Genomic DNA, 18667 nt, shown 5'->3' with positions numbered 1-18667 from the left:
CTCCTGTGCAATAGAGAGGTCAGGAATAGAAACTTTGTGCCAGCGAGCCAACCAGCAATTGCCAGCCGTCCACCAGAACAAACAACATTAATTTAAACGGCAGCGCAATTGTTGCCGGGGGAACCATCATCATCCCGAGTGCCATTAACACGCTGGCAACCACCAGGTCGATAATTAAAAAAGGAATAAATACGGTAAAGCCAATCTGGAATGCGGTTTTTAATTCACTGGTCACGTAAGCCGGCAACAGAATACGCATAGGTACGGCTTCCGGACCCGCAATCGGCGCTGTATTTGCCAGGCGGGCAAATAACGCTAAGTCAGCCTCACGGGTTTGCCGCAGCATAAATTCCCGCAGCGGCTGTGCGCCTTTATCGATCGCCACATCCATGCTGATTTTATCCTGGCTAAATGGCAGGTAGGCATCCTGATAAATTTTATCGAAGGTCGGTGCCATAATAAAAAACGTTAAAAATAAGGTCAGGCCAAGTAATACCTGGTTAGGCGGCGCGGAAGGCGTGCCCAGCGCATTACGTAGCAGGCCGAACACAATAATGATGCGGGTAAAGCTGGTCATCATTAACAGAATGGCTGGCAGGAATGTTAACGAGGTAATAAAGACCAGCGTTTGTACCGGCAGTGACCAGCTTTGGCCACCGTTAGCTAATGGCTGACTAACCAGGCCCGGCAACTGGGCATGGGCAACCGGTGCCAGCAACAGCAGCGGCAGAAGAGGGAGCAGTCGACGCATCATGGATTTTTTCCGGGACGTTTAACCAGATTTTGTAATAGCTGACGAAAATCCTGCGGCGCAGCTTTTACCGGTGCGGTTTCATCAGGTGCAGCTGGCGGCAACGTATGCAGGTGAGTAATTTGCTGAGCTGTCACGCCCAGTACCAAACGCGCATCCGGCGTATCAACAATCACAACGCGTTCGCGCTGGCCGACCTGCACACTGGCCGTGAGTGTCAGCTCACGGCTGCCCACTCTCTTAGGGGCAAAACCCATGCGGCGTGCCAGCCAGGCACATGCCAGAATCAACAGAATAATGACGACCAATACGCCACTGACCTGGGTCAATACTGAACCTGCCGAAATGGGCGGTGCCTGAGGTGTGGCAGGTTGCAGCGTATGATTCTGGTTATTCATCTTAACGGCTCAGACGACGCATACGCTCTGACGGCGTAATGATATCGGTGATGCGAACGCCATATTTATCGTTGACCACGACGACTTCACCCTGTGCGATCAAATAACCATTGATCAGGATGTCCAGCGGTTCACCCGCCAGCCCATCCAGGGAAACCACGGAGCCCTGCGTCAGACGCAGCAGTTCTTTAATGGTCATTTTGGTGCGGCCAAGCTCGACGGTGAGCTTCACCGGGATATCCATAATCAGGTCGATATCCTGCAACGAACCTGACGCATTACTCGTTTCAAAGCTTTTAAAAACGTCATCACTCTGTGAGGCAGTCGTAGCGGAGCCAACCTGCTCATTCATTGCTTCAGCCCACAGATCGTCCGCAGAGATAGTATCATCGGACGGTTTCTTGCTGTCAGTCATGGGGCTGTTCCTCGTTAAGCGAATTCAAAATCGGGTTAATCAAATGTTCAACACGCAGGGCATACTGGCCGTTTAGCGTGCCATACTGACTGGTTAAAACGGGCACACCGTCCACATGGGCAATAATGCGCTCTGGCTTTTCAATCGGCAGGACATCACCGGGTTTCAGCTGTAAAACGCGCGACAGGCGCAGCGACGTTTCGGCGAAATGGGCAATCAGTTCCAGCTCAGAGTGCTGAACCTGCTTCACCAGATTGTCGCGCCAGTGTGTATCTTCTGACCGCGAGTTTTCCAGCGGTGGATTCACCAGCATTTCACGCAGCGGTTCAATCATCGAAAACGGAATACAGATGTTGAACTCACCCACAAGGTTACCGATTTCAACCTGGAAAGGCGTATTCACAACAATATCGTTAGGTGATGTGGTGATGTTGGTGAATTTCACCTGCATTTCCGAACGCACATACTCCACATCCAACGGATAAATGGCTTTCCACGCATCGCTGTATCCGTCAAGCGCCAGCTTCAGCATGCGGCGAATGACACGTTGCTCGGTATGGGTAAACTCCCGTCCTTCAACTTTAGTCGGAAAGCGGCCATCACCGCCAAAAAGGTTATCGACCGCAATAAACACCAGGCTTGGCGAAAACACGACTAATGCCGTACCGCGCAGGGGCTTCAGATGGATCAGGTTCAGGTTGGTTGGCACCGGCAGATTGCGTGCAAACTCATGGTAAGGCTGAATCTTGATCGCGCCTACGCTGATATCCGGGCTACGACGCAGCAGGTTAAACAGCGCCATACGGAAACTACGGGCAAAACGCTCGTTAATAATTTCCAGCGCCTGCAGACGCTCGCGCACCACGCGACGCTGGGTATTCGGATCATAAGGGCGAATATCGCCCTCAGGTCCGTTTTGTTTCTTTTCTTCTTCCGCGCTGCCGCTGTCGCCGTTAAGTAGCGCGTCAATTTCAGCCTGGGAGAGAATGCTGTCGCCCATTGATTCACCTCAAAATGAAGGCAGTAAACAGTACGTCGTCTACGACCTGCGGAGGTTGACCTTTTACCAGTGGTGGTGCCAGCGCCTGTTTGATTTGATCAACAAGCGCTTGCTTTCCTTGCTCCGTCGCCAGTGCAGCTGCGTTCTGACGAGACAGCAGCAGTAACAGACGACTGCGAACCTCAGGCAGGTAGTCACTCATCCGACGACGCGTTTCTTCATCCGGCAGACGTAGCGTAAAGCCTACGTACAGTACGCGGTCTGGGTCGTTGTCGGGATTGACCAGGTTAACCGTAAATGTATCAAGTGCAAAAAAGACCGGGGCGGGAGGCGGTTCAACTTTCGCGACCTCCGGCTTATCACCCTCATGTTTATTCATCATTCGCCAGACTGCATAGCCTGCCACGCTGCAAGCGGCCAGCGCGACAATCAGTAACACTGGTATTAAAAGTTTTCGTTTGCGGCCTTTGGCTTTCGCGTTATCAGACATTTTTGCAGTAACTTCCTGTGAATTATGGGCAAGCCTCTCGGCTTGCCTGAACAGATTATCGCGTGTCTTAAGTCAAACAATGGCAAGAAAAGACACGGGTTTTACGCTTACCTTCAGCGTTTGTCGCTGTCAGGCAAATGTGTCGACTGCGCCTTTGCCGGTTAACCGGGCCTGAAGAGACTGCGGTACGGCAATGGGCGTAATGTCGTTATCACTGTCCAGGGTGAGGGAGAAGCTGCCGTGCTGTCCGTCGCGACGCGCCTCCTGTTGCTGCTGGAAGCTCTGTCCCTGCGAGAAACTCTCACTGCTTACCTGACTCTCACCCAGGTTAATCCCGCTTTCCGCCAGGGCATGACGCAACTGGGGAAGCGCAGCTTCCAGCGCGGCCCTGACATGGCTATGGCTGGAAACCATATTTAACTGTGCCTGATCGTTATTCAGTTTCAGGCTGATCTGAATCGCCCCCAGGTCTTCAGGATGCAATCGCAGTTCTGCATTCTGCTGGCCATTACGGCTGAACATCACAATTTGCTGCCCCAGTGCCTGCTGCCATTCGTTGCTGCCCAGGTGGGCATTCAGCGTCGGCGTTGACGGTGAGTTCATCGTCGCTGAGGCGCCAGATGACTGCAGCAAGCTACTGGTACTGCTCACCGGCGCGCTGAGAATGGCCTGGTTATCGCTGGCTGCCGCTAACGGACGATCGTCCTGCTTACTGACGCTGCTCAGTATCTGCTGAAAACTGCCGTCGGTGGTCAGAGCCGCAGGCGTCACCGCGGTGTTATGACTTGTCGCGGCGGTTGGGCCGGTCACGCTCTGGCTAACCAGACTGGCTTTATTGGCCAGGTTGCCGTCCTGCACCTTCGTGTTTTGGCTCTCTTTGCCATCACCGGTTAGTGCCGTAGTGACCGCCTGCGTCAGCGCTGACAGCGCTGAACGGGGCGCATCCCCTTGCAAATCCGCACCACGGTTCGCTGCGTTGTCTTTCACCGCCTGCTGCAGTCCCGTCGCGGGTAGCATGGCAAAGAGCGCCTGTATATTCTGCATGTCGCTATTGTTAAGGACGGTGGCTGTCAGCTCATCTTTATCATCGGCTGATTTTGTGCCGGCTTTAATCTTTTCCGGTGTAAACAACGCACTAAGCGCAGTCGGCGTTTCCAGCGAAGAGAGTAATGCATTCAACGAGGTGGCCGTTTTATGCTCCGTCTCTGTCGTGACATTTTTATCTGTAGCCGCAGGGTTTTTACCGTGCAGCTTCGCCAGGGAAAGCAGCTGATTTCCCAGGGCGGTGATAAAGTCCTGTGGCAGCGTCTCACCACTGCCTGGCAGGTCTGTGGTGCCTGATGTGTCAGCAGTGCCGATAGCTTTCGTCGTCAACGCGGTGTTTGGCAGCGTAATCATTCGCCTTTCCTCAGTGCGGCCCGTTGGGCAAATTCATCCATCCGTTTCTGGTCGAGACGGTTTTCTTGTCGTAATGCATTTTCCTCTGCCCGGGTGATCAGAGTTTGATAGGCGTTCAGGCGCTGCTGTTTCTCACGCCAGTTGACCAGCGCCTGTTCCAGCCGTTGGTTCCATTGCTGTAGCTGGCTGCGGTGTTGCTCAATCGCCTTCTCCAGCGTCTGGATAAACTGGTGATAGTTGGTCCAGCGATTGCTGGCAATTCCGCTGGACATGTCACTGTTCAGCTTATTGCGGTACTCGTCCTGGTAATCGAGCAACATGGAGAGCTGCTCGTTAGCCGCCTGCTGACCCCGGCGCATATCGCCCAACAACACGGCGGCGCGCTCCAGGTCCTGCTCCGCTAAATCGCGAAGCGTGTCAATAGCATTGGCTGTTTTCATTACGATGTCCTCGTATCAAACGCGCTGACTAGCCAAACAAGGCGTGCAAATGCAGGCAGGCGTCGTCGTACTCACTGCGTTCAAAAATGCCTTGTTGCAGGAAGGCTTCCATCTGCGGGTAAAGCTGAATAGCTTTGTCCAGCATGGGATCGCTGCCTGCGGCATAGGCGCCGACGCTGACCAGGTCACGGTTGCGCTGAAAACTTGAAAGCAACTGCTTGAACTGGCGTACGCGTGCATAGTGATTTTCATCAATCAGTGATGTCATGGCACGACTGATTGACGCTTCAATATCAATAGCCGGATAGTGACCGGCCTCCGCGAGGCGACGTGACAACACGATGTGTCCGTCTAGGATTGCGCGGGCAGAGTCTGCAATCGGATCCTGCTGGTCGTCGCCTTCGGTCAGAACGGTATAAAAAGCCGTAATGGAGCCGCCGCCATCGATACCGTTACCGGCGCGCTCAACCAGGGCTGGGAGCTTAGCGAAAACAGACGGTGGATAACCTTTAGTGGCCGGTGGCTCACCGATTGCCAGGGCAATCTCACGCTGGGCCATGGCGTAACGCGTCAGGGAGTCCATGATTAACAGGACGTGCTTACCGCGATCGCGGAAGTCTTCTGCAATACGTGTGGCATAGGCTGCGCCCTGAAGACGCAACAGCGGGGAGACATCGGCCGGCGCCGCAATCACCACGGAACGGGCACGGCCTTCCGCGCCTAAAATGTTTTCAATAAAGTCTTTAACTTCACGACCACGCTCACCGATTAACCCGACAACGATCACGTCGGCCTGGGTGTAACGCGCCATCATGCCGAGCAGCACGCTTTTACCCACGCCTGAACCAGCAAACAGGCCCATACGTTGACCACGGCCAACGGTGAGCAGGGCGTTGATAGCCCGAACGCCCGTATCCAGGACATCAGTGATGGGCGTGCGCTGTAAGGGGTTAAACGGCGGAGTATTTAGCGCCGCACGGTAGCCAGTTTCCGGTGACGGTAAGCCATCGAGCGGCCGTCCGCTGCCGTCAAGGACACGGCCCAGCAGTTGTGGTCCGAGTAAAAGCTGCTTTCCGGCCTGCGGGTTTTCACCGGTAGCCCGGGCATAAACGCGCGCCCCCGGCAGAATGCCGTCCACTTCTTCCAGCGGCATCATCAGCAGTTTCTGACCGTTGAAACCGACGACTTCACTTTCGATTTCGCTGATGCTCTTACCGTCGTTGCGCTCAATCACACAGGTTGAACCCAGGGGCAGCTGCAGGCCGGTCGCCTCCAGTACCAGGCCGGTGGCACGGGTCAAACGCCCATAACGACGAATCGGTTGTACCTGAGAAATACGACTCTCAAAGGCATCAAGCGAGCCCAGCCAGCGGTTCAGACGTGTGGTCATTAAAATTCTCCCGGCGCCGCCAGGCGACACAGTTCCTGCCAGCGAGTGGCGACGCTGGCGTCGAGATCGCCATCTTCGGCGCTGAGCTTGCAGCCGCCAGGGTGCAACGTGTTATCTGCCAGTAAACGCCAGCCGTGAAGATCAAGCGTCGGACCTAAGGTTTGTTCGATTCTCAGCAGATCGTCCGGATGAACGCGCAGTTGAGGTTTACCGCTAAACATCGGCTCCTGCTGAAGCAGGCCCTGGATCTGCCGAAGCAGGGCGCTGCCATCCACCGTTGTTGCCTGCCCAATGACTGAGCGTGCGGCTTCCAGCGCCAGCTGCATCAGACGGGCGGCGATCACGCTGTCCAGGGATTCCAGCGTGTTCTGGAATTCGGTAACCAGCTGCTGCATGCGTGCCTGTAAAGGCGCCTGCTGCTGCTGTGCATCGGCCAGACCTTGCTGAAAGCCCGCGTCGTAACCGGCCTTCTGGCCTTCAGCAAACCCCTGCAGATGACCTTCGCTATAGCCTTGCCCGTGCGCCTCTTTACGCAACTGCTGCTGCATATGTTCAAACTGCTGCTGTTGCTCATCTTCTTCAGATTCAAAGATGGTAACCTCGGCTGGCTCTGCTGACATGGCAACGGGCTCTTCTGGACGCCCCAGTTCAACCGGCTGCCACAGCTGCCATGGACGGGCAGAAAATGCATCAGACATAGGTTTCCTCGCCACCACCGATTACCATCTCGCCGGACTCTGCCAGGCGACGAACCACCAGCAGGATCGCTTTTTGTTCGTTCTCGACCGCAGACATACGCACCGGGCCACGGTTGGCAAGATCGTCGCGCAGAATATCTGCTGCACGTGCCGACATGTTTTTGAGGAACTTCTCGCGCAGAGGCTGCTCTGCACCTTTCAGGGCGATCAGCAACTGCTCGGACTCCACTTCCTGCAACAGACGCTGGATACTGCGATCGTCCACTTCCACCAGATTTTCGAACAGGAACATCTCGTCGATGATTTTCTGTGCCAGCTCGCCGTCGAAGTCGCGAACCGCTTCGATGACCGCTTCTTCCTGCTGCGTTTTCATCAGGTTGATGATTTCTGCCGCCGTTCTTACGCCGCCCATCTTCGCGCGCTTGAGGTTGGTGCCGTCGAGCAGGCTGTTCAGCACTTCGGTCAGTTCTGCCAGTGCGGCAGGCTGTACGCCACCAAAGGTCGCAATACGCAGCATGACGTCATGACGCAGGCGTTCATCAAACAGCGCCAGGATATCTGCAGCCTGACCGCGTTTGAGGTGTACCAGAATGGTCGCGATAATCTGGGGATGCTCGTCGCGAATAAGGTCGGCAGCCGCCTGCGGCTCCATGAAGTTGAGCGTTTCCATCCCGCTGGTGGTATCACGGGTTTCAAGGATATCCTCCAGCAGGCTTGAAGCACGTTCTTCACCCAGCGCACGGGTCAACACGGAGCGCAGGTAGTCGTTGGAGTTCAGGCTCAGCGCCGCGAACTGCTCGGCATCGGCTTCGAACTCACGCAGCACTTCAGTCAGCTGCTTATGGGATACCTGACGCATGCTGGCCATTGCCGAGCTCAGGTGCTGCACTTCGCGTTGGTTCAGATGCTTAAACACTTCCGCCGCGCGTTCTTCGCCAATGGTCATCATCAGAATGGCGCTTTTTTCAGTACCGGTCAGACTCATAGTTCGTTACCCATCCATTCACGAATAACCAGCGCCACGACGCGCGGATCGTTTTCAGACATGTCGCGGATACGCTGGCTCATGACTTCAGCGCTCATGCGGTTATTAGTTTTGCGTTCCTGCTCCATCTCATCTTTGCTGAGCTGGACGCTGTAAGCTTCCTGATCGTTTTGCTGTGCAGCACGGGCAGCCATCGCTTCTGCAGCCGCTTTCTCAGCTTCTTTCTTACGCAGTACGTGTGGACGAACCGTTTTGCGGTACAGGATGAAGGCAACCAGTGCCACCAGCAGCCACTTACCTGCACTTATCAGCTGGTCAAAGAAGGACTGCTGTTGCCAGAAGGGCAGTTCGCTGACAGTAGGTTCGGTGGTATTGAACTGCGAGTTCACCACGTTGACGCTGTCACCACGCTGTTGTGAATAGCCCATGGCTTCACGCGTCAGGTCTTCAATCTGCTTCAGCTGCTGCTCGTTAAGTGCAAGCGCTTTGCCTTTATCATCTTCGCGATAGTTCACCACCACGGCGACGGACAGACGCTGCACATCTCCCACATTCATTTTGGTATGGCGAATGGTGCGATCCAGCTCATAGTTCACCGTGTCATCGCGGCGAGAGTTGGTTGGCACGCTGCTGGCCGAGGCGGTACTGGTACGCTGTCCATTTGCGGCATTGTTCTGGCCATTCGCATTCTGCCCGTTGGCCGCGTTGGTGTTCGGTGCATTGACCGGCGCAGTATTCGCGGGCGCTGGCTGATTAGACAGCGCGCCAGGCACGCCGCCAGGATAAGGGCTGCCAGACTGCTCGCTGGTGCTTGTCTGCTGTGAGCGGATTGACGCATTTTTGGGGTCGCCATTTGGCTGATACTTCTCGTCTGTCTGCTCGCTGGTATCAAAGTTAATCTGCGCGGTAACCTGTGCATGCACGTTGCCCTGGCCCAGAATCGGATTCAGGATAGCTTCAATGCGTTGCTGATAACGGGCTTCCACTTCGGCAGCATATTTAAGTTGTGCGTCATTCAGGTCACGACCCACCGCATCAGAACGCGTTAACAGATGACCGCTCTGATCCACGACGGTGACGTTGCCCGGAGGTAAACCCGCCACGCTGCTGGAAACCATGTGGGTAATCGCCTGAATCTGACCCTCGTCCAGTGCGCGACCCGGTTGCAGCGTTAAGGTTACGGACGCAGAAGGGGCCTTTTGCTCACGCACAAACAGAGTAGGTTTAGGCATGGCCAGATGCACGCGCGCGGTTTTAACCGGCCCCAGTGATTCGATGGTACGTGCCAGCTCGCCTTCGAGTGCGCGCTGGTAGTTAACCTGCTCACTAAACTGGCTGATACCGAACTTCTCTTTATCCAGCAGCTCAAAGCCGACGTTGCCACCCTTAGGCAGGCCCTGTTCCGCCAGACGCAGACGCAGTTCATGCACTTTGTCTTCAGGGACCATCAATGCGCCACCGTTATCGGCAAAACGATAAGGTACATTCATCTGCGTCAACTGCGTGACAATGGCGCCGCCATCCTCGTTTGAGAGATTGCTGAACAGCACGCTGTAGTTAGGTGTCTTGGCCCAAAGGACCAATGCAAACACCACTGCAATAGCAGCGGCGGCGGCGACGATTAAAGGTATGCGTGGATTAGCACGCAGGCGAGCGAGAAGGTCACCGAAGCCTTTCTTGTCTTGATCTTGTGTGGCGGCTGCACTCGCATTCATGACCGATTCCTGCCTGACGTAATTGACCGGGTTAGTTGTGATGGCAAAACAGACTCCCTGACCTGCATAAATAAAATTTCCACTTCAATGCCTGGCATTATTTGATGAAACGCAAAATTCGATGGGTGAATAAGCCACGGTTTTTAGCGCCATTTAGGGGCTTTGTCTTATTGACAATGTGTTAACTTCTCCGCACATCAAAAATCTTCATCTCTTTTCAGTGAGGTAACAGCCATGTCAGTGCAGGCAATCGAGGGTGTTTTACAGCAGTTACAGATGACGTCGCTCCAGGCCAACAACAAGAGTAACGACGTCACCAGCCATATCGACTTCGGTGCGACCATGAAGGCCGCGCTGGATAAAATCAGCGAAACGCAGACTTCTGCACGCACCCAGGCGCAGGATTTCGAAATGGGTAAGCCCGGGATCGCGCTGAATGATGTGATGGTCGATCTGCAAAAATCATCCATCTCAATGCAGATGGGAATTCAGGTCAGGAACAAGCTGGTTTCGGCTTATACCGACATCATGAATATGCAGGTGTAGTCACGTCACTGACGGGGGAATATCAGGTTCGTGCAAGGTGGACTTTGGGTTGTGGTAGAGCCAGGGCAGAGTGCGTGTTTGTGATAGGGCATCCAGCGCTGCTTTTTCTTATCCTTATTCCTTATCCACGCCGTCATACACCTGATAACCCCTCAGTGAAGGAGTTTGCCGCGGCTGACTGGCGAACAAGTTCAAAAGTGTAAATCGATAAAAACAGACTGACCGACCCCTATACTGGCCACTAAGCCGGTTAACTCACGTCTGACAACCCGCCAAACGTACGCCTTAAAATTTATTGCCTCCGTAAGAGATAACCTTTATTTACATCACCTGTGCTATCGCAAAAAAAAGAATTTTTATCCTGACTGGAATTAACACGCCTGAGTGAAAACAATTATCCTTCACAGGGTTTTGTTTAATTTTTATTTAACTTACAAGCTATTTTTCAAGAGTGTTGCCGCGGTATCTCGAACAGCAATATAAGGTTTTCTTCAGTTTCAATGCGATGACATCGCTGATAAAAGAAAGATATTTTTCGATAATAAATAAGAAGGGTCGCGGCGGTACGAATGAAAGATGGCTTTGTTTATCTAAACTCCTTTCGATAAAAACTCAGTGTTAATGTGGGTGGCGGTATAGAGGTAAGGCTGTGAACATGTTGCCTCATCCCGCGGTGAAGGCACCCCTGGCAGGGCGTGAGCAGCAAACCAGGCAAGGCCTGTCAGCATAAAGTGAGAATGAGCAGGTTTATAAGAAATAATATCTGATTAAAAGATTTAACTTTTTAAAAAAATTGCTCCGCGTTAATGTAATATCCTTGTTTACCCATCCTTTGGTTAAAATGAAATACTTAATTCAAACTCTGCTCGCTAACTCAAATAGCGGTGGGCAGATTAAATATGAGATTTATTCTGACGTTCAAGGCTCTGACTCTTTAAGCAAGATCCCTGAAGGCACATGCAGGGTGATTTCATATAAGCTGGTCAAGGGCTCTATTCAGTTACTGGATGACGATCTGGATTTGCAGGCGTTATTTGATGCTAACCGACCGGCGCAGGGCGTGTTTTATCCAGATGGGCCTCACAGGGTTAATCTTGAAATGCTGGTGGACTACCTTCATAAACAATCCTGAGTGACGGCGAGCCGTATTTACTTAAAAAGGCGTGATGGCATGCTAACGGGATGCAAACACATCGTTGCGCTGTTTTTTGGCTTTGTAATCTAAATTGCATGCCTCACTCTTCGTGCATTTCCTGGCGATAAGGATTACGTCAGGCGAAGTTAAAAATGATACAGGTCTGTTACTGCAGGGACGATACGGATGTAAATACAGGGTATTCGATGACGTGCTTTTTAATGATGAGGCATTGATTGAGCAGGTAAAAGCATGCCCCGGCGCGGAACATGCTCGCGATAAAACCACTCAGGACGCTTTAAAAGGGTCTTTTTTATCATCCTGACTGTCATCATTTTTTCTCGGGACTTCCCCGTGATCCTTAGGTGCATCCTTAGCGGGATGATCGTCTTCCTCATAGGCATTGCCTGCATGAGGTGCCGCTTCGGGTAAACCTTTGCTGACATCGCCCTCATGTTTACGCTGTTCGTTACTGTGATGTGTATGCATGCTTCGCTCCTTTTTGAGTCTGTTAAGTCTAGTCCAGCTAAACCAGACCGTCACAATTCCCCTCAATCAGTGGGGCTCGCTCAAAAATGGGCACCCTTACTTATAGCGACTAAGCTTACGCATTGACGCTTTGCTTTCATGGTGCTTACTCATCCTACCGTTTTCCGCTCATGTCACTCACGCTAGTGAGTTCCGATTATTCCTAATGCAAAGTCGCTATATTGTTCTACCTTTAAATCTCCAGGCGACATTTTCATTGGATAAACAACCATAAGGAAACACAGCATGACTGATTCAATCGAAACCAAAAGCAAAACAGATTATCTGCGTGACGTGGCATCTCAGCTGAAAGAAATGCGTCACTATGCACAGACGAACACTGAGACGCTTTCTGCACATTGGTTAGCCTTTGACGCCGGCGAGTATAAAGATGAAGGAAACGCAGCCCGCATTGACGCGCTGCTGAACAAACAGGGTACGTTACTGGAAGATCTGGAGACGGCCATTCAGGATATCGAAATCGAAATTAACCACAGCGAGCAGGAGAGTTAAGCCATCCCCCGCTGACTGAGGCGGTGGCGGTTAACGGATTAATCAGCCACCAGCCAGAATTCTGCTTCATCAAACATCTCTTCCACGAGTCGCGCTATTGTCGCCTTCTCGTTCTTACTGAGATCGGTCTCTATCGCATTCCGCTCCATAGGCTTGACCTTAACCTCAATGTCAGGGAACACGCGATGCACCCGTTTCTCTAGTTCTGCTAAAATCATCTCACGCGCTCCTGGCAGGCCCGCGACATTACGTTTATCGTAAATTAACTCTACAAACATGTTAACAATCCCTTAAGGGCAAAATCGCCTCGCCATTTTACTGTAAATAAAAACAGTATCAAGCTGATGTTTATCTTAATTCGTTTTTTCCGCGTCGCGTAGAAAAGCACCGTCATCTGGTTTACTCTGAGTGCGTTCACAACACTAAGTGCGCTCACTCACCAGGAGAAGTGCAATGCGACAATTGGTTATAGATATTCTGCTCAAACTAGCAAAAATGGATGTCGACGCTAAGGAACTGACTGCGCAGATAGAAGCACAGTCATTGTTGGTGGCAGCTTTATTGGTCCAGGCGAAACAAGATAACGCATTAACCATCTCCGAAACGGTTCAGGATGCGATAGTGACGGCTTCACGTTCATCATCTGAATTTATGCAGTCGGATATTGATTTACTGCTTACTCACATTAACCGGCTGCTGGCCGTCGCTAAGTATGTTGAAGTGAGAGGCAAAATGGCGCAGGAAGAGTAATGGCAAACGCTGGCGATAAGTGTGTTGTCTGTCGCCAGCGACGCCGGAAAAAGGAGAGGCTCAGCGAACCCATCCTGATGGTTAACAGGGCGATGACATCAGCGGTATTTTCATTGTCCCGCCAGGACCTGCTTACTACAGTTCATTTTTAATACAGAATTCTTCCCAGCTCATTCCCAGTGATTCCGCATGCGATCTGAGATAACGTTCTATGGCCTCGGCAGCGACGGCTTTATCCGGTTCAGCCAGCTGGATCGAGAAAATCATACCATCAAGGTTCTTCTGGCGTAAAAAAGCCGCGTAGATGCGTTCAGCATGCCATTCACGTAGTTCACGCAGTGACATATTGGCGGCGCGGGCATCGCTTTCTGTGAGTTCGTCTAATGCTGCCTGGAAATCCGCGTGGGCGGTAAAAAACAGGGCGCGAGCCTCGGCGTAATAAGCTTCTGGAGTTTTCATTGCAGGTTTCCTGATAGGTAGTGCAGGGCGACAGTGTAGCCTGTTGCGTCTGGCTTGTCAGGCTAAGCGGTGCAGGATGAAAAACGGTCAGTTCGCGGTGCTGATATTGATAAATGTTGCCCGTGCGCGATGAAAGCGTCAGAAAATGCAGTTTTACGCTGAGGGCAGCATTCAGATAGCTTGCGCACCTTACCGTAAAAATTATAACGTAGCCGCCATTGACCGGATTTTAGGGATTAAAAAATGAAAAACTGGATGCTGATTGCCACTCTGGCGCTAAGTGGCTGCGCACAAATCAATAGTTATGAGAGTGCGGTGCAAACGCCTGCTCCGGCAAATTTGCAGGGTAACTGGCAGACAGTAGGGCCACAAAGCGATCTGATTAGCGATAAGGCGATTGCCAGTCTGATCGTCAATGCCGATGGCAGCACTCTGGATTGCCGCCAGTGGCAGCGTGTCATTGCAAAACCAGGCAAGCTGACCCAACTCAATGGCGATTATGTCAATGTGACGCGTCAGGTGCGGGTGATGACGCTGGACGTCGATAACGGTGAGCTGGAATACGATGGTCTTACCCTGCGCAAGGTCGAAAAGCCGACCGTTGAATGCCAGAAAGCAGAGCAGGAAGTGGCAAAACAGCCTAATGCCGACGTTATTCAAAATATCGAGCCTGAAATTATGCGGCCGGCATTAGCAAAATAATTGGCTGAATGCGGTCCAGAGACCGCTCTCAGCATAGTCACACGGGTGAATCAGTCAATCTGGTGGCGTTGGCAACCTCTGTTTATGCTTCAACAACCCAGACGCTCACGCTGCCACCATTACAGCTAAACAGCGCGCTGCCATTATCATCGGTGGTAATGGTCTCTGATTTATGCCCAAGATAGTCACGCCACACTTTTCCGGCATAGCCTTCGCCCATCGCAATGTGTTTTTCTCCCGCCTCACCGTTTGACATGATCACCACGCAACCGGGCTTTTCCGCCGTGCCGCTTCGGCTAAAGGCTACACAGTTTGGATGATCGAAATAATCGGTTTGTGCGCCCCAGCCAAATAGCTGGCGGGCTCGGATCAGACCTTCGAGTTCGGGAATAACGGGCATATCGACCTGGTGAACGTCGCCATCACCGCCCTCATCCTGATAGCTGGCACCGAAAAGATCGGGATAGAACACTGTCGGTACACCTTGCTCACGTAACAGAATAAGCGCGTAAGCGAGCGGTTTAAACCAGGCTTCAACAGGGGCTTCCAGCGACTGTAACGGTTGCGTATCGTGGTTTGCGACGATGGTTACGGCATGCCAGGGATCGGCCAGAACCAGTGAGTTATCAAAGATTTTGCTCAAGTCGTAGGCGCTGCCCGCTTTAGAGGCCTGATGAAAGTTCATATGCAGGGGTGCATCAAAGAGCATCGTTTTGCCGTCAACCTGGTGGATATATTCCTGCAGTTTGTCGGTTTCAAAAGACCAGTATTCCGCCACGATAAATAAAGGTTCGTTGGCGACTTCCTGAACGTGGTCGATCCACGCTTTATAAAACCACGCCGGGATATGTTTTACGGCATCCAGTCGGAATCCGGTGCAGGGCACCTGTTCCATCACCCAGCGCGCCCAGTATTTAAGCTCTTCGCTCACAGCATTATTACGGAAGTCAATATTGGCACCCATCAGGTAATCGAAATTACCGAGCTCGCTGTCTACCTGGTCGTTCCAGCCCTCTGCGGTGTAATCGTTGATGATCTTAAAAACGCCATTTTCATCGGGGTTTTCAATATGATCGACACCGCTGAAACATTTATAGTCCCAGATGAATTTAGAATACTGTCCTGCCCGGGCAGGGAAGTTAAATCGTGTCCAGGCTTCACACTCTATAACATCAGGGTATATTTCATCGCGATTATCGGGATTAACCCGATTGACCCGAATCTGCTCTTTTTCGTCAGCGCCCATTTTATGGTTCACCACAACATCCAGCAGTACGCCGATATCGTGACTGCGTAACGCATTTACCGCATCCAGTAATTGCTGTTTATCACCGTATTTTGTGGCTTTACTGCCTTTTTGTTCGAACTCGCCTAAATCGAACAAATCATAGCTGTCATAACCCACCGAATAGCCACCGGATTCACCCTTATAACAGGGGGGGAGCCATACCATGTTGATGCCTATATCATTGAGCAGTGAGGCTTTTTCCGTAACTTCCGGCCACAGTTTGCTGCCATCGGGATAATACCAGTGGAAAAACTGCAATAGGGTTGGGTTGTGCATGACGCGTTTCCAGTCAGAGGAGAGGGAACTGGAAGTATGGGATAAGAGTGGAGAAATTACGCGGGTGAATTAAAAATATAGTTTCCACCCGCTAAAGCCGGGCTTTACTGCTCTTTAGGATAAAGAATATTGCCTGCCATATTACCGTAAGAGGTCATGATGTTCTGTTGCTGCGTTGACGTCGTGACCAGAGAGCGCAGCTCTTGCATGCGCTCACCTAATAAGGTTTTCAGCGTAGTTTCGTTATTGAGAATTTGCTCAAGTACGGGGCGAATCTGTGCCCGTTGTAACGCCGAAAGCACACCGGCATCGTTATCACGAGCCACACGCTCGACGCTGCTAACATAGGTGGATTCACAACTCAGTAATGCCTCCCATTGCCCTTGTCTGGCATTTTCCAGCATAGCATTACTGAGCGTGAGTAATTCCTGATACTCTTTTAGCAGCGCGAGTGGGTGACTCATTAAAACGTATCCTGCTGTGGCTGATAGTTAGGACCAATCTGTTTCCAGGCATCGGCGATGTTATTCAGCAAGCCTTCGACTTCCGCAATGGCTTCAACGTCATTATTGAGGTTGGCCTGTAACAAACGGCGGGTCATATATTCATACAGGTTATCAAGGTTGGCAGAAATCTCACCGCCTACTTCATGATTCAGGCCTGCACGTAAGCCATTAGTGATGATATTAATGGCTTTAGATAAGGCGTTTCCTTTACCCGGGATATCGCCTTGCTCAATTAAGATAGCTGCTTTTTTCATGGCGCTCAGCGCGCCATCAAACAGCATCACAACCAGCTGGTGCGGGCTGGCGCTTAACACCGCGCTCTCCACGCCGACCTGGGCATAGGCCTGGGTACCGGACTTAGCGTACATGCTTACCACTCCTGTTATAGTTTAGCGAACTGCTGGGTCAGATAGTTGCCGGTCTGCGTCATAGAGCTGACGAGCGTTGACAGGCTGGTGAACTGCGTTTTGTAACGCGCCATCGTTGCAGCGATTTGGCTGTTCACATTGTCATATTGATCCGACAGCTTTTTCAGTGACGTATTAATGCCGTTGGTGGCATTTTGTACCTGTCCGTCGCTGGCCAGAATTTGTGTCAGCTTGTTATTGGTTTGGGTTGCAAAACCGGTGGTTTTACCGTCACCCGTCAAAAAGTTCAGAACATCTGTTGGCTGATTGGTCAGGGCGTTGTTCAGCTTAGTGCTGTCTACGGTCAGCTTGCCGTTGACATCCTGCGTGATGCCCAGCTGTGACAGGGTGGTCAGGCTGCCGCCAGACTGTGCGCTGGATAACTGACTGCGCAGGCTGGTCTGAATATTACGCAGCGTGTTATCCCCTAACAAATCCCCATTGCCCGTACTCTGCGTCTCACCCGCTTTAACGGCAGTGTATTTCGTTTGGTTACCGATCGTGGTCTGCAGCGAATTGTATGCATCAACGTAGGCCTGAATCGCCGCGGTCATGGGCTGATTATCCGTGGCCACCGTTAAGGTTTCTGGCGTATTCGCTGCGGTGGTTTTCGTCAGGTTGAGCGTGACGCCTTCGGGGGCATCAGTAATGGTATTGCTGCTGCGTGTGATGGACACGCCGTTAATCTTTAACTGTGCATCTTTTGCGGCAACCTGTTCGGTCATCGCGTTACTGCTGCCGCCCTGACTGTAATTAATATACTGCGACAGACTGCCATCATTTGAGCTTACCGTCATGGCATTCGCCGTGCCGCTGTCACGCGCAGTCAGGGACAGATAATAGGTATTATCATCGGCTTTAATGATGCTCGCATTGACGCTGCCTTGCTGCTTATTAATCGCATCGCGAATATCGGCCAGGCTGGTTTGATCTTTCGTCAGTGTCACGGTTAGCGGTGATTTTTGACCGGACTGCGAGATGGTAATGGTGCGTGAAGCCAGGCTCTGATCGCCCAGATCGGTATCTTTACTGGTAGCAGCTTTAGACAGCAGGGACTGAGAAGAGGCCAACTGGCTCACTTCTACAGAATAGTTACCTGCGGAGGCTTTACTCGCCAGCGTGGCAGTAAACGCGGTGTTTGTGCTGGTCACTTTAGTGGCGGCAATAGTCGATGCATTTTGCAATGCCGCAGCAGCGGTCTGGAATTTTGACAGGCCTGTTTTCACCACGCCCCAGGCGGTAAGCTGGGCATTGTAAGAGGACTGTTGCTTAGTAATTGGCGTCAGCTTAGTCTGTTCAGCTGTTTCCAGACTATTGTACAGAGTATTGAGATCGAGGTTAGTACCAGCACCGAGTGAACTTATACTTGCCATGGGTTAATCCTTTACGGGTTATACGCTAAGTAGATTGGGTATCGGCAGCGAGTGGCAAAAGATTAGCCTGTTTTTGATAAATTTAATGCGCCAATAAAGAACGCTTCTTTAATTGTCTTCGCGGGTTTGCCTGCCAGAAAATTCCTGAAATTTTTCCCTAAAGGTTGCTCAGAGGCTGACGATAATCAGGTTGTCGGTGAGCAAACCGAATTCAGACGCCTTAATCTGGCTCAATTTTTAAAGGAAAAACATCATGGCAGTGATTAACACTAACACCCTGTCTCTGGTTACTCAGAACAACCTGAGCAAATCTCAGTCTTCACTGGGTACTGCGATTGAGCGCCTGTCTTCCGGCCTGCGCATCAACAGCGCGAAAGACGATGCAGCCGGTGAAGCGATCGCTAACCGTTTCAGCTCTAACATCAACGGCCTGACCGTTGCTGCCCGCAACGCCAACGACGGTATCTCTCTGTCGCAGACCGCTGAAGGCGCGCTGACCGAAGT

Annotated in this window: 23 protein-coding genes and 1 pseudogene; 6 read left to right on the top strand and 18 right to left on the bottom strand. The window is 51.9% G+C overall.

Annotated elements, in window-relative coordinates; translation table 11 throughout:
* Positions 1 to 19 precede the first annotated feature (19 nt).
* From fliP to fliF, 11 genes are all read right to left on the bottom strand, one after another.
* The gene (gene fliP / locus DFO57_RS12360; protein ID WP_033765984.1) at positions 20 to 751 is read right to left on the bottom strand and encodes a flagellar type III secretion system pore protein FliP; all 732 of its coding nucleotides are present in this window, start codon (positions 749 to 751) and stop codon (positions 20 to 22) included.
* Positions 751 to 1149 carry a flagellar biosynthetic protein FliO gene (gene fliO, locus DFO57_RS12355; RefSeq protein ID WP_110015387.1) on the bottom strand — a complete coding sequence of 133 codons (399 nt, stop codon included), beginning with the start codon at positions 1147 to 1149 and terminating at the stop codon, positions 751 to 753. The genes fliP and fliO overlap by 1 nt, the downstream gene beginning before the upstream one ends.
* Before the next feature lies 1 nt (position 1150).
* Complete coding sequence (fliN, locus tag DFO57_RS12350; protein ID WP_013026182.1) at positions 1151 to 1564, bottom strand: flagellar motor switch protein FliN; 414 nt, start codon at positions 1562 to 1564, stop codon at positions 1151 to 1153.
* Positions 1557 to 2564, bottom strand: coding sequence for a flagellar motor switch protein FliM (fliM, locus tag DFO57_RS12345; RefSeq protein ID WP_013026181.1), 1008 nt, complete (start codon positions 2562 to 2564; stop codon positions 1557 to 1559). Before fliM ends, fliN begins: the two co-directional genes overlap by 8 nt.
* A 4-nt stretch (positions 2565 to 2568) precedes the next feature.
* A complete protein-coding gene (gene fliL, locus DFO57_RS12340; RefSeq protein WP_013026180.1) occupies positions 2569 to 3054 on the bottom strand; it encodes a flagellar basal body-associated protein FliL in 486 nt (161 codons plus the stop codon).
* A gap of 129 nt (positions 3055 to 3183) precedes the next feature.
* Complete coding sequence (locus DFO57_RS12335; protein WP_110015386.1) at positions 3184 to 4452, bottom strand: flagellar hook-length control protein FliK; 1269 nt, start codon at positions 4450 to 4452, stop codon at positions 3184 to 3186.
* Positions 4449 to 4892: a flagellar export protein FliJ gene (fliJ, locus tag DFO57_RS12330; protein ID WP_013026178.1), complete on the bottom strand. Its 444-nt coding sequence runs from the start codon at positions 4890 to 4892 to the stop codon at positions 4449 to 4451. The genes DFO57_RS12335 and fliJ overlap by 4 nt, the downstream gene beginning before the upstream one ends.
* Positions 4893 to 4920: 28 nt before the next feature.
* A complete protein-coding gene (fliI, locus tag DFO57_RS12325; RefSeq protein WP_014593947.1) occupies positions 4921 to 6282 on the bottom strand; it encodes a flagellar protein export ATPase FliI in 1362 nt (453 codons plus the stop codon).
* Positions 6282 to 6980, bottom strand: coding sequence for a flagellar assembly protein FliH (gene fliH / locus DFO57_RS12320; protein ID WP_014593946.1), 699 nt, complete (start codon positions 6978 to 6980; stop codon positions 6282 to 6284). Before fliH ends, fliI begins: the two co-directional genes overlap by 1 nt.
* The gene (fliG, locus tag DFO57_RS12315; protein ID WP_013026175.1) at positions 6973 to 7965 is read right to left on the bottom strand and encodes a flagellar motor switch protein FliG; all 993 of its coding nucleotides are present in this window, start codon (positions 7963 to 7965) and stop codon (positions 6973 to 6975) included. The genes fliH and fliG overlap by 8 nt, the downstream gene beginning before the upstream one ends.
* The gene (gene fliF, locus DFO57_RS12310; protein WP_014593944.1) at positions 7962 to 9680 is read right to left on the bottom strand and encodes a flagellar basal-body MS-ring/collar protein FliF; all 1719 of its coding nucleotides are present in this window, start codon (positions 9678 to 9680) and stop codon (positions 7962 to 7964) included. Before fliF ends, fliG begins: the two co-directional genes overlap by 4 nt.
* A 234-nt stretch (positions 9681 to 9914) precedes the next feature.
* Here fliF and fliE point away from each other — a divergent pair, with 234 nt between their 5' ends.
* The gene (fliE, locus tag DFO57_RS12305) at positions 9915 to 10226 is read left to right on the top strand and encodes a flagellar hook-basal body complex protein FliE (protein WP_013026173.1); all 312 of its coding nucleotides are present in this window, start codon (positions 9915 to 9917) and stop codon (positions 10224 to 10226) included.
* Between the two features lie 841 nt (positions 10227 to 11067).
* The gene (locus DFO57_RS22600; protein WP_014605566.1) at positions 11068 to 11358 is read left to right on the top strand and encodes a hypothetical protein; all 291 of its coding nucleotides are present in this window, start codon (positions 11068 to 11070) and stop codon (positions 11356 to 11358) included.
* Positions 11359 to 11649: 291 nt separating this feature from the next.
* Here the strand turns inward: DFO57_RS22600 and DFO57_RS12300 are convergent, their stop codons facing one another.
* A complete protein-coding gene (locus tag DFO57_RS12300; protein ID WP_019106602.1) occupies positions 11650 to 11850 on the bottom strand; it encodes a hypothetical protein in 201 nt (66 codons plus the stop codon).
* Positions 11851 to 12135: 285 nt separating this feature from the next.
* Here DFO57_RS12300 and DFO57_RS12295 point away from each other — a divergent pair, with 285 nt between their 5' ends.
* A complete protein-coding gene (locus DFO57_RS12295; protein ID WP_013026170.1) occupies positions 12136 to 12402 on the top strand; it encodes a hypothetical protein in 267 nt (88 codons plus the stop codon).
* Positions 12403 to 12440: 38 nt separating this feature from the next.
* Here DFO57_RS12295 and DFO57_RS12290 read toward each other — a convergent pair whose 3' ends face one another.
* Positions 12441 to 12680 (bottom strand): DinI-like family protein, encoded by a 240-nt coding sequence (locus DFO57_RS12290; protein WP_013026169.1) that lies wholly within the window; start codon positions 12678 to 12680, stop codon positions 12441 to 12443.
* 175 nt (positions 12681 to 12855) lie between these two features.
* On the opposite strand from DFO57_RS12290, the gene iraP reads away from it, so the two are divergent.
* Positions 12856 to 13152 (top strand): anti-adapter protein IraP, encoded by a 297-nt coding sequence (iraP, locus tag DFO57_RS12285; RefSeq protein WP_014605567.1) that lies wholly within the window; start codon positions 12856 to 12858, stop codon positions 13150 to 13152.
* Between the two features lie 135 nt (positions 13153 to 13287).
* On the opposite strand, the gene DFO57_RS12280 is transcribed toward iraP, so the two are convergent.
* A complete protein-coding gene (locus DFO57_RS12280; RefSeq protein WP_014605568.1) occupies positions 13288 to 13611 on the bottom strand; it encodes a DUF6388 family protein in 324 nt (107 codons plus the stop codon).
* Positions 13612 to 13854: 243 nt separating this feature from the next.
* Here DFO57_RS12280 and yedD point away from each other — a divergent pair, with 243 nt between their 5' ends.
* Positions 13855 to 14313 carry a lipoprotein YedD gene (gene yedD / locus DFO57_RS12275; RefSeq protein ID WP_013026165.1) on the top strand — a complete coding sequence of 153 codons (459 nt, stop codon included), beginning with the start codon at positions 13855 to 13857 and terminating at the stop codon, positions 14311 to 14313.
* Between the two features lie 82 nt (positions 14314 to 14395).
* Here yedD and amyA read toward each other — a convergent pair whose 3' ends face one another.
* The 4 genes from amyA to fliD form a co-directional block, all read right to left on the bottom strand.
* Positions 14396 to 15877, bottom strand: a complete 1482-nt coding sequence (gene amyA / locus DFO57_RS12270; RefSeq protein ID WP_014593942.1) for an alpha-amylase — start codon at positions 15875 to 15877, stop codon at positions 14396 to 14398.
* Positions 15878 to 15981: 104 nt separating this feature from the next.
* The gene (gene fliT, locus DFO57_RS12265) at positions 15982 to 16341 is read right to left on the bottom strand and encodes a flagellar protein FliT (RefSeq protein WP_013026163.1); all 360 of its coding nucleotides are present in this window, start codon (positions 16339 to 16341) and stop codon (positions 15982 to 15984) included.
* Positions 16341 to 16751 (bottom strand): flagellar export chaperone FliS, encoded by a 411-nt coding sequence (gene fliS / locus DFO57_RS12260; RefSeq protein ID WP_014605569.1) that lies wholly within the window; start codon positions 16749 to 16751, stop codon positions 16341 to 16343. The genes fliT and fliS overlap by 1 nt, the downstream gene beginning before the upstream one ends.
* Before the next feature lie 14 nt (positions 16752 to 16765).
* Complete coding sequence (fliD, locus tag DFO57_RS12255; protein ID WP_014605570.1) at positions 16766 to 18163, bottom strand: flagellar filament capping protein FliD; 1398 nt, start codon at positions 18161 to 18163, stop codon at positions 16766 to 16768.
* 253 nt (positions 18164 to 18416) lie between these two features.
* Between fliD and DFO57_RS12250 the strand changes: the two are divergent.
* Positions 18417 to 18667, top strand: a pseudogene (locus tag DFO57_RS12250) (flagellin FliC); the annotation flags it as partial.

Source organism: Pantoea sp. AG702 (assembly GCF_003182295.1).
Lineage (GTDB): Bacteria > Pseudomonadota > Gammaproteobacteria > Enterobacterales > Enterobacteriaceae > Pantoea > Pantoea ananatis.
This window is presented reverse-complemented; position numbering and strand designations above follow the sequence as displayed.

Excerpts from the sequence above, each read along its gene's own strand:
- fliP (WP_033765984.1), bottom strand. The coding sequence starts at position 751 with ATGCGTCGACTGCTCCCTCTTCTGCCGCTGCTGTTGCTGGCACCGGTT.
- fliO (WP_110015387.1), bottom strand. The coding sequence starts at position 1,149 with ATGAATAACCAGAATCATACGCTGCAACCTGCCACACCTCAGGCACCG.
- fliN (WP_013026182.1), bottom strand. The coding sequence starts at position 1,564 with ATGACTGACAGCAAGAAACCGTCCGATGATACTATCTCTGCGGACGAT.
- fliM (WP_013026181.1), bottom strand. The coding sequence starts at position 2,564 with ATGGGCGACAGCATTCTCTCCCAGGCTGAAATTGACGCGCTACTTAAC.
- fliL (WP_013026180.1), bottom strand. The coding sequence starts at position 3,054 with ATGTCTGATAACGCGAAAGCCAAAGGCCGCAAACGAAAACTTTTAATA.
- DFO57_RS12335 (WP_110015386.1), bottom strand. The coding sequence starts at position 4,452 with ATGATTACGCTGCCAAACACCGCGTTGACGACGAAAGCTATCGGCACT.
- fliJ (WP_013026178.1), bottom strand. The coding sequence starts at position 4,892 with ATGAAAACAGCCAATGCTATTGACACGCTTCGCGATTTAGCGGAGCAG.
- fliI (WP_014593947.1), bottom strand. The coding sequence starts at position 6,282 with ATGACCACACGTCTGAACCGCTGGCTGGGCTCGCTTGATGCCTTTGAG.
- fliH (WP_014593946.1), bottom strand. The coding sequence starts at position 6,980 with ATGTCTGATGCATTTTCTGCCCGTCCATGGCAGCTGTGGCAGCCGGTT.
- fliG (WP_013026175.1), bottom strand. The coding sequence starts at position 7,965 with ATGAGTCTGACCGGTACTGAAAAAAGCGCCATTCTGATGATGACCATT.
- fliF (WP_014593944.1), bottom strand. The coding sequence starts at position 9,680 with ATGAATGCGAGTGCAGCCGCCACACAAGATCAAGACAAGAAAGGCTTC.
- fliE (WP_013026173.1), top strand. The coding sequence starts at position 9,915 with ATGTCAGTGCAGGCAATCGAGGGTGTTTTACAGCAGTTACAGATGACG.
- DFO57_RS22600 (WP_014605566.1), top strand. The coding sequence starts at position 11,068 with ATGAAATACTTAATTCAAACTCTGCTCGCTAACTCAAATAGCGGTGGG.
- DFO57_RS12300 (WP_019106602.1), bottom strand. The coding sequence starts at position 11,850 with ATGCATACACATCACAGTAACGAACAGCGTAAACATGAGGGCGATGTC.
- DFO57_RS12295 (WP_013026170.1), top strand. The coding sequence starts at position 12,136 with ATGACTGATTCAATCGAAACCAAAAGCAAAACAGATTATCTGCGTGAC.
- DFO57_RS12290 (WP_013026169.1), bottom strand. The coding sequence starts at position 12,680 with ATGTTTGTAGAGTTAATTTACGATAAACGTAATGTCGCGGGCCTGCCA.
- iraP (WP_014605567.1), top strand. The coding sequence starts at position 12,856 with ATGCGACAATTGGTTATAGATATTCTGCTCAAACTAGCAAAAATGGAT.
- DFO57_RS12280 (WP_014605568.1), bottom strand. The coding sequence starts at position 13,611 with ATGAAAACTCCAGAAGCTTATTACGCCGAGGCTCGCGCCCTGTTTTTT.
- yedD (WP_013026165.1), top strand. The coding sequence starts at position 13,855 with ATGAAAAACTGGATGCTGATTGCCACTCTGGCGCTAAGTGGCTGCGCA.
- amyA (WP_014593942.1), bottom strand. The coding sequence starts at position 15,877 with ATGCACAACCCAACCCTATTGCAGTTTTTCCACTGGTATTATCCCGAT.
- fliT (WP_013026163.1), bottom strand. The coding sequence starts at position 16,341 with ATGAGTCACCCACTCGCGCTGCTAAAAGAGTATCAGGAATTACTCACG.
- fliS (WP_014605569.1), bottom strand. The coding sequence starts at position 16,751 with ATGTACGCTAAGTCCGGTACCCAGGCCTATGCCCAGGTCGGCGTGGAG.
- fliD (WP_014605570.1), bottom strand. The coding sequence starts at position 18,163 with ATGGCAAGTATAAGTTCACTCGGTGCTGGTACTAACCTCGATCTCAAT.